This window comes from Bradyrhizobium sp. YCK136 (assembly GCF_044570075.1).
GTDB classification, from domain to species: Bacteria; Pseudomonadota; Alphaproteobacteria; order Rhizobiales; family Xanthobacteraceae; genus Bradyrhizobium; species Bradyrhizobium diazoefficiens.
Genome location: NZ_CP172426.1, coordinates 33,050 through 43,813 on the forward strand (window position 1 = coordinate 33,050; position 10,764 = coordinate 43,813).

10 protein-coding genes and 1 pseudogene are annotated in these 10,764 nt (G+C 60.9%); 7 read left to right on the plus strand and 4 right to left on the minus strand.

Annotation, left to right across the window (positions count from 1 at the left end; translation table 11 throughout):
* The first annotated feature begins 41 nt into the window (after positions 1-41).
* Positions 42-2,099: a recombinase family protein gene (locus ACFLEY_RS48310; protein ID WP_396605028.1), complete on the plus strand. Its 2,058-nt coding sequence runs from the start codon at positions 42-44 to the stop codon at positions 2,097-2,099.
* On the opposite strand, the gene tnpB (ACFLEY_RS48315) is transcribed toward ACFLEY_RS48310, so the two are convergent.
* The 3 genes and pseudogenes from tnpB (ACFLEY_RS48315) to ACFLEY_RS48325 all read right to left on the minus strand — a co-directional run.
* Positions 2,068-2,397: an IS66 family insertion sequence element accessory protein TnpB gene (gene tnpB / locus ACFLEY_RS48315; RefSeq protein WP_396605029.1), complete on the minus strand. Its 330-nt coding sequence runs from the start codon at positions 2,395-2,397 to the stop codon at positions 2,068-2,070. The two genes, ACFLEY_RS48310 and tnpB (ACFLEY_RS48315), sit on opposite strands and share 32 nt — an antisense overlap.
* Complete coding sequence (locus ACFLEY_RS48320) at positions 2,394-2,792, minus strand: transposase (RefSeq protein WP_026193420.1); 399 nt, start codon at positions 2,790-2,792, stop codon at positions 2,394-2,396. Before ACFLEY_RS48320 ends, tnpB (ACFLEY_RS48315) begins: the two co-directional genes overlap by 4 nt.
* Before the next feature lie 98 nt (positions 2,793-2,890).
* Positions 2,891-3,139: pseudogene (locus ACFLEY_RS48325) on the minus strand (DNA topoisomerase IB); the annotation flags it as partial.
* On the opposite strand from ACFLEY_RS48325, the gene ACFLEY_RS48330 reads away from it, so the two are divergent.
* On the plus strand, positions 3,126-3,578 hold the full coding sequence (locus ACFLEY_RS48330) for a hypothetical protein (RefSeq protein WP_211434844.1): 453 nt from the start codon (positions 3,126-3,128) through the stop codon (positions 3,576-3,578). The pseudogene ACFLEY_RS48325 and the gene ACFLEY_RS48330 sit on opposite strands and share 14 nt — an antisense overlap.
* 46 nt (positions 3,579-3,624) lie before the next feature.
* Here the strand turns inward: ACFLEY_RS48330 and ACFLEY_RS48335 are convergent, their stop codons facing one another.
* Positions 3,625-4,002 (minus strand): ester cyclase, encoded by a 378-nt coding sequence (locus ACFLEY_RS48335; RefSeq protein WP_038975285.1) that lies wholly within the window; start codon positions 4,000-4,002, stop codon positions 3,625-3,627.
* Positions 4,003-5,567: 1,565 nt separating this feature from the next.
* Between ACFLEY_RS48335 and tnpA the strand changes: the two genes are divergently transcribed.
* From tnpA to ACFLEY_RS48360, 5 genes are all read left to right on the plus strand, one after another.
* The gene (gene tnpA, locus ACFLEY_RS48340; protein WP_035693717.1) at positions 5,568-6,008 is read left to right on the plus strand and encodes an IS66-like element accessory protein TnpA; all 441 of its coding nucleotides are present in this window, start codon (positions 5,568-5,570) and stop codon (positions 6,006-6,008) included.
* The gene (tnpB, locus tag ACFLEY_RS48345) at positions 5,989-6,342 is read left to right on the plus strand and encodes an IS66 family insertion sequence element accessory protein TnpB (protein WP_018270214.1); all 354 of its coding nucleotides are present in this window, start codon (positions 5,989-5,991) and stop codon (positions 6,340-6,342) included. Before tnpA ends, tnpB (ACFLEY_RS48345) begins: the two co-directional genes overlap by 20 nt.
* A 100-nt stretch (positions 6,343-6,442) precedes the next feature.
* Complete coding sequence (gene tnpC, locus ACFLEY_RS48350; RefSeq protein WP_018270215.1) at positions 6,443-8,041, plus strand: IS66 family transposase; 1,599 nt, start codon at positions 6,443-6,445, stop codon at positions 8,039-8,041.
* A gap of 432 nt (positions 8,042-8,473) precedes the next feature.
* Positions 8,474-8,773, plus strand: a complete 300-nt coding sequence (locus ACFLEY_RS48355) for a hypothetical protein (RefSeq protein ID WP_038975282.1) — start codon at positions 8,474-8,476, stop codon at positions 8,771-8,773.
* A 707-nt stretch (positions 8,774-9,480) separates the two neighbouring features.
* Complete coding sequence (locus tag ACFLEY_RS48360; protein WP_038952271.1) at positions 9,481-10,749, plus strand: IS256 family transposase; 1,269 nt, start codon at positions 9,481-9,483, stop codon at positions 10,747-10,749.
* Positions 10,750-10,764: the final 15 nt, after the last annotated feature.

The window sequence follows — 10,764 nt, forward strand, 5'->3', positions numbered from 1 at the left end:
GATCGTCGAAGACGTCGCCGCAATTTTGGCGGAGATCCCTCATGAAGTCCGAGCTGGTCACACCAAGCCACTTGGCGCGCAAAGCCGTAGTCTACATCCGGCAGTCGACGCCCCATCAGGTCGTAAGCAATCAGGAGAGCCTGCGCCTTCAATACGCGCTTCGCCAGCGCGCCCGCGAACTCGGATGGCGTGAGGCGGCCATCGACGTGATTGATGCCGATCTCGGGTTGAGCGGCGCGTCTATAGCACAGCGTAACGGCTTCAAGGAACTCGTTGGCCGTGTTGGCCTGAGTGAAGTGGGACTCATCCTGTCGATCGACGTGACCCGCTTGGCGCGTAATTGTACCGACTGGTATCCGCTCCTGGATATCTGTGGTCTACGTGGCTGCCTGATCGCCGACCGCGATGGTGTCTATGATCCGGGCACTCCCAACGGACGGTTGCTTCTCGGGCTGAAGGGTTCGATCTCCGAGCTTGAGCTACATACGATCCGCAGCCGGCTGACCGCCGGCCTGCTGGCCAAAGCCGAACGCGGCGAACTTGCGGTTATGCTGCCAATCGGGCTGATGCGGGACCCGAGCGGTGTGGTCGTTAAGGATCCCGACATGGCCGTGCAAGGGCGGCTCGGTCTCGTCTTCCAGTTATTCCTGCAGCTGCGCAGCGTTGCCAAGGTCATGCGAGCGTTGAACGAGCGTGACCTGGAACTGCCGCGTCGTGATCGATATGGCGATTTGTGCTGGACGCGCGCGACGCTGGCTGCCGTCGCGGCGATCTTGAAGAACCCCGCATACGCGGGCGCCTTTGTCTATGGACGAACCCGCTTCCGGCCGCCGAAGCGGGAGGGGGCCCTGCCACAAAAGGCTCCGCGGCCGATGGAGGAGTGGCGGATCGTCGTTAAAGATCGATATCCAGCCTATATCGACTGGCCAATTTATGAAAAAATCCGATCCGTCATCAGAGATAACCGAGCCGAATACATGCGCATCAAAACCCGCGGCGCGCCTCGCAATGGCGAGCTCCTGCTCCACGGCATTGCCTGGTGCGCACGATGTGGCCATAAGATGTACGTCCGCTACAAGGGCGGCGGCGAATATGTATGCAATCACCTGCGTACCCAGGAAGGTCAGCCAACCTGCCAACACATCCGCGCCGCCCATATCGATGCAGCCGTTGGCGACGCATTCCTAACCGCACTAGCGCCGGCCGAACTCGATGCCTTGTCGCGCTCCCGCCGGGTGCAGCAGCAGACGAACAATGCGCTACGCTCCAGTGCAGAACGAGAGCTCGAGCGCAAGCGATACACGGCGGCGCTCGCCGAACGGCAGTTCAACCGAGCTGATCCAGATAATCGGTTGGTCGCCTCGGAACTCGAGCGTCGATGGGAAGCGGCGCTAAACGACGTGCGCGCCGCCGAAGAGGCGCTTGCCCGACAGACGCCGCCCAAAGCCATCACACAAGTGGCCATAAGCAAGGAGCTCAACGACAAGGTCATCAGCCTCACCGGCCGCCTCCCGCAGATATGGGGTGACGAGACTATCTCGGATGCGCATCGCAAGGCGTTGTTGCGATGTCTCATCGAAAAGGTCGTTCTCGACCGCGGTGAGCGCGACTTGGCCCTGGCTAGGATCGTCTGGCGGGGAGGCGCCGTGACGGAGCTCGAAGTGAAGATGAGCGTCAACTCCGTCACCAGATTGACGCGAGGCACAGAGATGCGGGAACGCCTTCTGACGCTCGCTCGCGACGGCGTCCCAGACGACAAGATCGCCACAATCCTTACTCGGGAAGGTCACCGCTCTCCCCGTTGCGCCGATAAGGTGCTGCCTATCACCGTTGGGCGGCTCCGTCGTGCCGCCGCCATCAAGGTAACTGCCCAGCGCAGCCGATGGGAGCATGACGACTCATACCTCAGCCCGCCCGAACTGGCCCGAAGGCTCGAGATTCCAGTAAACTGGCTCTATGTTCAGATCCGAACCAAGCGTTTGCTAATTGATCGCCAGCCCAGCGGCGCCTATCTCTTCCCGAATACACCATCCGTTCTTCACGCCATCGGAGACCTTCGAAACCACGTCATCGCGCAACTTGATCTACTGTCAGCCTAACAAGGAGGGGCATCAACAACTGCACGCGCGTCAGATGCATGACGCCGTCGCTGATCTGCGGCCACTCGAAACGACCATCGCGGCCAAGGCGCTTGTAGACCAAAACGAGGCCCGTGCCGTCCCATAGCAAAATCTTCAGCCGGTCGGCGCGCTTCGAACGAAAAACCACGATCAGGCCCGAATGCGGATCGAGCCCAAGCGTGTTTTGCACAAGACCGGCCAGCGCGTCGTGCCCGCACCGGAAGTCAACAGGACGCACAGCAAGCACAATCCGCAGTCCCTGCGCCGGAATGATCATGCGCCGCGCTCGATCGCAGTCACGATCTCCGCGATCCGCACCGCCGACACGTCCGCATCCAGGCGGACCGAAACCTTGCCAATCGTAATCTCGACGGGCCCCTCGCTCTTGCCTGACGCCACTGGATCGCTCAGCTCGATCGACACGAAATCCGCCGCGTCGTCCGTGACCAATGCGAGCCGGCCAGCACGCGCCAATCTGCGCCACCTCGTCAACTGCTGGGCCTTCACACCATAACGCCGTGCGACATCACATACCCGGGCGTCGGGCTTCATGCTCTCGAAAACAGCGCGCCCCTTGATCTCCGCAGACCATAACCGGCCTCCAGAACGCGTCCGGCGCGTAAGCTTCCCTACAAAGCCATCAGCTTCGGCTTCCTCCCCCGATTGTTCCATCGCCTTCAGTCTCCTCTTGGCTCTCTGACCAGCCAAGAATCGCAGAGCGAAAGCCGAAGCGAAACCAGTCAATCAAATGGGAGAAAAGCTCCGCTTACGGACATGTAGGCGTCCAGAACCTCGGGATGCACGTAGCACTTGCGGCAGATGGCCGGCGTGTTGCCGAGTTGCTTCGAGACGCTCTCGATCGCGGCGACGACGTTGCGCTTTGCCTCGGCCTGGCTGTCGTATTTCTTGAACTCGGACAGCGCCAGCGCCGCCAGCACGGTCCCGGCCCAGGTGCGGAAATCCTTGGCGCTGAAGTCCTCGCCCGTAACGTCTTTGATGTAAGCGTTGACGTCGCCGGACCTCAGCGAACAGCAGCGGACTTTGGTGCGCCTAATCGTCAACGACGGGAAGAAGCCTGAAGAAGCGGCCGAGCTCGCCGGATATCACCCCAAGCCGGTTTATAAGACAATGCGACTGCCAGCGGTCGCGGCTGCGATCTCGGAATCGATACAGCTTGATCTCGCGGTGGTCGGCGCCCCGCTTGCTTATCGAGTGGCCAAGTCGCTTCTCCAGGACACAAGCATTAGCGCCCGTGTCCGAGCTGATCTGTCGATCAAAGTTCTAGACCGGGCAGGGCACATTGCTCCTACCCGGAAGGAGACGTCGTTACAGCAGAAAGCGCTGTCTGAGATGTCTCGAGATGAGCTCGCTGCCTTCATCGAGCGCAACCAAGCTGAGATCGACAAGGTGGAGGGTGAACTGGCCTCTCGTGCGAAGGACGTTTCGTATCTGGGGTGATGCTCGAGACCCTCCGGTTTGAGCGCCAGCCATTTGGTCCAATTTTCTACAGTTGCGCCTCCAAGGCTGCCTTATCGATAATCGATCGAACACGTACGATCTTGTTGTTGTCGAACTGGTAGAAGACGTTCTCGTGGAATGAAACGCGCCTGCCATTCACTGGCAAGCCGAGAAAGACGCCTGTTGGAGAGCAATCGAACCGGAGCCGACTTCCCAGATAGGGATACTCGCTAATCATCATTTCCACGTTGAAGCGAAGGTCGGGAATTGCCGCGTAATCCCGTTTCAGCATTTCACGATACCCGGACAGGCCAAGGGGATTGTCGTTATGGATAACGTCGTCGGCGACGAACGTGCCCAAGCGCAACCAAGCTTGCTCATTCAGGCAGTCGATATAGTCGCGATAAATATGCTTTAGGTCCATTACTGAACAACCTTTGGCATCACCACAACGATGTCGCCAGTCATCCTAAGAGGTAGACTCGCCTAACTGGCGCCGCGTGCGGAGCCGCCTGGCCTGACATCTCTGCCTGTTCGAGCTCGTCGGCCTGCGCATGGTATTGCTCGGCAAGGGACCCGGGATGCCGACATGTCGCTGATGGTGTTGGAGAGCCGTCCGCCCGAAAAGCTTGCTCCCTCAATCTGTCTGATTGTTTGCTCAAGAATGAGTTCCTACCCAATGAACGAAGAACGCTTCGTGAGCGATTTTCGTTCCTGCCTGCAGGCTAACTTTCTGGGCACTTCTCATCCAGCGCACAAATGTTAAGGATCGGGCCTCCGCCGTTCTGGACAGAACAGCGCTTCAGCGAGGACGCAGGGAGAAAGGGAGGCATGCCAAGCTATCGGGTTTATGAGGTCGATGCGGAGGGCACAAGTGTTGGATGGCGCAGAAGCCCGCGACCGTTGACATCGAGCTTAATCCGGAACCAAACCGATCGAGAACATTTCTCGGGCGCCAACAGCTACCGGATAAGCCCCATCCAAATTCGTATAGTAGTAAGAGTTCCTAGACGGAGGCGGGAACGACCACCATGCCCACAGCAGCGAGCACGATATCACTGCCCCAGCAGCAACAATGGCGAACCTACCCAACCGACTCTGCGCGGTTTGCCAAAGTGCCATCTTCGTCGTCGCGCGGGTTGTCACCTAGATCGCGCCTAGCTTCACGCAGATCGCGTGTAAAATCATGAAAGCAGGAAGAGCGAAGAAAAACCACACTATGGCCTTGTCCGCATCCCGATGTGGCGCAAACTCGCGGTTTGCATCTGTTTCTGTGGCATGACGGACGATGACCGAATGGGCTCGGCTTCGACGAGGGCGTCGGGCCACTTGCGTCATAAGCTGCTTCACGGCGGTTTCCTGCTCGCTCGTGACTTGGTGGCGCGTGGCCATTACGTTTAATCCTCTATCTCCAAGGCAACTTCACCGCCCTGCTGTTGCGCCGCGAGAGACCCACACCAGTTAGCTAGCTCGATGCCTTTACGGGCTGGACTTCTTTGGCTTGGGGGCGGGTGCTGCGGCTTCCTGCTGCTTCTTCAATTCAGCAACCTAGCCAACTCGGCACGCTTCGCATCGGCCTCATCCTCTTTGACGAGGAGATAGCCCTTTTCCGCCATGCAACCCTGGCCGACAGTGTCAGCGGCGTTAGTTCGCTCTTGGGCTGCTATAGCTCCCGCCAATCCACCGCCAGCGACAGTGACCCCCGAAAGGGCAGCCTTGTTGCGCTCGCCAAGACAAGCGGTCCTGTCCACCTCGAACTGCGTTTGTAGAACGGGATTTCGCGAGAGGACTGACCGTCCACGCGGACCCAACCCATTTTCGGCGCGGCTGCACAGCCGCCCAGTGCGGCGCAAAGCGCCGCAATCACAAGTTTTCGCATAAGAAAAGCCCCCCGGCCGAAATAAGAGTAAGCGCTCCTTTCTACGCACCTATGCAGTTGAGCGCGGGGATGGGATGAGGTGTCCACCATGAACGAGGTGGACACCATCGATGATCACTCCAGAAGAACTTTTGAGACTTGAGACGGTCGGCGTGTTGCGCAATGGGCGGCGTCGCTATGATCCGGCCAGCAAACAGCGGCTGGTCGAGGCCTGTCTGCAGCCTGGCGTGTCGCTGGCGGGGCTGGCGTTGCAACACGGCGTGAACGCGAACCTGCTGCGCAAATGGGTGGCCAAGCGACAACGTCAGAACGGGGATGGCCAGCCGGAGGCGCCGATTGCGCCAGCCTTTGTTCCGGTTCGCGCGCCGTCGCCGTCGCCAACTCGATCTGCTGGCGCGATCGCGGTTTGCGCGACGGAGCGATCCTGTGCAGGGCGGCTGACGGCATCGATGCCCAACGGCGTGACGCTTTCGCTGGAAGGCGGCGACGCGCAGTTGCTGTCGGCGGTGATTGAAGCGCTGGGGCGTTGCGATGTTCCGGCTGGCGTCTGATCTTCGGGTCTACCTTCACCGCGAACCGATTGACTTCCGGGCGGGCATCAACAGCCTGGCGATCGTGGTCGAGCAGTCGATGGGGCTGGATCCGTTCCAGCGCGCGGTGTTCGCGTTCTGCAATCGTCGCCGCGACCGGATCAAGCTGCTGATTTATGACCGGTCAGGATTTTGGATGCTGCTGAAGCGGCTGGAGGCCGACAGATTCCACTGGCCCCGAAGTCAGGAGGCGGTGCTGACGCTGACGACGGAGGAGCTGCACTGGCTGCTTGACGGCATCAACATCGCGGCGGTGCGTCGTCATCCGGTGCGGCAATATCACAGCGTGGGCTGAGCGTGTTCGATGCGGGCGGCGTCATCAGCGCTATCGGATGACGCCGGCCACCGCATGGAACTCGGTTGACGCGGCGGCATGACTTCGATTCAAGACTACGATGAGTCGCAGGCCCACGACGCACGAGCTGGAAGCCTTGATCGCGGCGCACGCGGCCGAGCTCGCGGCGCTGAAGGCGGAGAACGAGAAACTCGCGCAACGCGTCCTGCATCTTGAGGAGCAGTTGCGCCTGGAGCGCTTGCGCCGCTACGCGCCGAAGAGCGAAAAGCTCAAGGAGCGCATCTTCAACGAAGCCGAGCAGGCCGCCGCTGAAAGCCGGGACGACGACGATGTCGAGGCGGTCGCCGTGCCGGACACGGGATTGCCGGAGGCTCCAAAGCCGGCACCGAAGACACGCGGCCGCAAGCCGCTGCCTGACGATCTGCCGCGCCAACGCGTCGAACATGATCTGGGTGAGGATCAAAAGGACTGTCCGTGCTGCCGCAATCGGATGCATCGGATGGGCGAGACCGTCACCGAGCAGTTGCACGTCGAGGTGAAGGCGTCAGTGCTGCAACATGTGCGGTTCAAATATGCCTGCCGTCACTGCGAGCGCACCGCGCTGAACACCCCGATCGTGACCGCGCCGATGCCGGCGCAGCCGCTGCCGGGTAGCGTCGCCACGCCATCGACGCTGGCGCTGGTGCTCGCCAACAAATACGTCGACGGCACGCCGCTGTACCGTGTGGCGGACGCGCTGGGGCGCGCCGACGTCAGCATCAGCCGCGGGACGCTGGGCAACTGGGTGATCCGGGCGAGCGAGTTGCATCTGCATCGGGTCTATGACGCGCTACAGCAAAAGCTCAGGTCGCAGCCCCTGGTCCACGGCGACGAAACCTGGGTCCAGGTTCTGAAAGAGGACGGCCGGGATGCGCAGGCCAAATCCTTCATGTGGGCCTATCGCAGCGGCCAGGACTGCGCGCAGCCGGTCGTGCTGTTCGATTACCAGCCCGGTCGCGGCCAGGAACATCCTCAGGCCTTCCTGGCCGGCTATCGTGGCTTGTTGATGAGCGACGGCTATGACGCCTGGGGCACGCTGACAGGCGCGACCCATCTTGGCTGTATGGCGCATGCGCGCAGGAAATTTACCGATGCGCTCAAGGCCAGGAAGACGCCCGGCGGTCCGCCATTGCAGGCGCTCAAGTTCTTCGAGGCGTTGTATGAGGTCGAGAGGGTGGCGCGCCAGACGCCGCCCGACGACGAAACGCGCGCCGCATACACCTTGCGGCTGCGCCAGCAGCATAGCCTGCCGGTATTGGCCGCCTTCCGGACCTGGCTCGACGACCAGGCGCCGAAGGTCCTCCCCGAAAGCTTGACCGGCAAGGCGATCGCCTATGCGCGCAACCAATGGGATTATCTGACCCGTTACACCAGTGACGGTCTCGCCCCGATCGATAACAATGTTCTGGAGCGCGACATCAGGCCGTTTTGCACCGGACGAAAAAGTTGGCTGTTCAGCGACACCGTTGCCGGCGCCAAGGCAAGCGCCGTGATCTACAGTTTGGTGCTGACATGCCGGGCATGCGGCGTCGATCCCTATGCATGGCTACGTCACGCGCTCACCGAATTGCCCCAGCGCGCGCCAGACGCCGATATCGAAGATCTGTTGCCGTTCAACTGCACCGCTCAAAAAAACCTGCCAGCTGAGAATAGCGGCTGACGTTCGAACGCTCAGGTCAACCAAGCCGTTCCGATGACACTGCTGGGGCCCGGCGTCACGCGACGCCGCGGCCAGCCGCGCGCGTAGCCTGTGCGGTAAAATACGCGCTTACAAATAAGAGGCGCATCCAATCTCAACCACCGCGCGAGATCAATAGCTTGTGCGCGTGATCCCTGCAAAAATGCGGGGCGCACCGGCTGGCGAGACAGATTGTCGCCGAGCGAGCGGGACGCCGAAACCACCCGCCTTGCTCAGATGAAGCAATGAACGATTGCGATTTGCCAAATACGCGCCCGCGATTGCGCATCATCCTTCGCCTTCGCTGCTGCAAGTCGGCTCCAAGCCGCTCGTAAATCAGGAAGTCCGATCTACAGCCCTTGACTCTATGTTCTCATTTTGTTCTTATGTCGGCGTCCAGCCAAGGAGCGAGCCATGGACAACCGTATCAGCGAAATTCGCAGAAGCATCAGGGCGTTGCGCGTCAGCGTGCGCGAGGCCGAAGCCGTTATGCATGAGCAAATCAATCGGGATGATGACTGCACCTTCGTCGCCCAGGAAATCATCAGGATGCGGACGGTCATGAGCGAGCTGGTCCAGGAGCGGACCAAGCTCGGCGATACCACCCCCATCGTAGTCGCCAGCATTTTTATCCCCCGCCGTCTGCCGGCTCCGCCGCGCGGCCGTATCCCGAAGCGTCGCCTCGTGCCTGGGGCTGCGCGGGTGAATGGATAACCTCCGGCGTTTTCCGCCCCCGTGGACGATGGAAGAAGATAAGCACTGCTTCAGCATCAAAGACGCCAGTGGCTTCCACATCTGCGGCGTCCCTCACCGTGAGGATCTGCATCAGAACAATTACCAGTACGCTCACCAATTCGTGTCGCGGGAAGAGGCGAGGCGGATAGCTAAGGCTATCTCAAGGCTGCCGGAGTTGCTGAAGCGGCCTCAGTACTAGAACGGATTATCACACCGCGTTCCCCGACCGTTCGGGGGGCGTTCTCAAAAACACAACCTGAAACCCTCATTCGGTTGTGTGAGAACGCATTGGGCAGAATTTCGTGGGAGGAACTCCGGGGGCGCGTGAGTTTGGTGTTTCGTTGAGCAGCATAGGTAAAACGCCCGTCGCTGGTTTGCTCGCCTGCGGCGGGTTCTTTTTGTGAGTTGCGTAGAGTGGCAAAGCGTATCAAGGCCCCTCCGGCGAAGAGGCCGGAAGCCGTCCTGCCAGGCTTCATCAGCCCGCAGTTGGCGACCCTGAAGACGAAGCCGCCTTCGGGAGCTCCATGGATTCACGAAATCAAATATGACGGCTATCGCGTCCAGCTTCACATCGATGGCGATACGCGGAGAGCTATGGCGGAATCTGGGTGATGACGGTGTGAGGAAGGCGGCGTATCGAGGCGGGTGACGAGCCTGCCAGAACCTCTCGAGGAGAGCGATACGCCATGACCGAGACTACCAATGTTCTTGCTTTCCGTCAGCCGTCCGCGGTTGATGATCCACTGACCGATATCGTTCGAGCCGGCGCGCGGGACCTGCTTGCCAGGGCGATCGAGATCGAGGTTGGCGCGTTTCTGGCCAGCACGGCCAATCTGACGCTGCCCGACGGTCGAGCGCGCCTGGTCCGACATGGGCACGGTCCGGTGCGCGAGATTGCGACCGGCATCGGTCCGGTGGAGGTCGCTCGTCCCAAGGTCCGCGACCGCGGAGCGAGCGGGCCAGGCGACCGCCTCCGCTTCAGTTCGGCAATCCTGCCGCTATGGGCGCGGCGGACGAAGAGCCTGGATGCCTTGATCCCGGTCCTCTATTTGCGCGGCATCTCGACCGGCGACTTCCAGGAGGCGCTCTCGGCGCTGCTCGGCAAGGATGCGCCGAACCTGTCGCCTTCGGTGATCGCCGGCCTGAAGGCCGATTGGCAGGTCGAGTACGAACGCTGGCAGAGACGCGATCTGTCGGCGCGTCGCTATGTCTACATCTGGGCCGATGGCGTGTACCTGCAGGCCCGCATGGAAGATCACAGCGAATGCATGCTGGTGCTGATTGGCACCACGCCGGAAGGCAAGAAGGAGCTGATCGGCTTCCAGGTCGGCGTGCGCGAGAGCGCGCAGAGCTGGCGCGAACTCCTGATCGACCTGCGGCAACGCGGGTTACGGATTGCCCCGCAACTCGCCATCGGCGACGGCGCCCTCGGCTTCTGGAAGGCACTGGACGAGGCCTTTCCCGGCACGCGGCACCAACGATGCTGGTGCCATAAAGTGAGCAACGTACTCGACAAGGTCGCCAAATCCGTGCAGGGCCCCATGAAGAACGACCTGCGGAACATCTATCTGGCCCCACACCGGGCCGAAGCTGAAACCGCGATCGACGTCTTCGTCGAGAAATACCACGTCAAATACGGACGTGCGGTGGAGTGCCTGATCAAGGATCGCCATGCGCTGCTCGCCTTCTTCGACTTCCCTGCTGAGCACTGGATCCACCTACGCAGCTCGAACCCGATCGAGAGCGTCTTCGCCACGGTGCGCCACCGAACGGTGCGGACCAAGGGATCGCTGTCGCAACAAACTGCGAAGCTGATGGTGTTCAAGCTCATCGACGCCGCATCGAAGACCTGGCGGCGATTGAAGAGCACGAACCAGTTGCCGAAAGTCATCGCCGGTGTAAAGTTCATCGACGGAATCGAAGTCATTCCGAACACTGAAAGCCACGCCGCCTGATCAGGCCGCGTCACC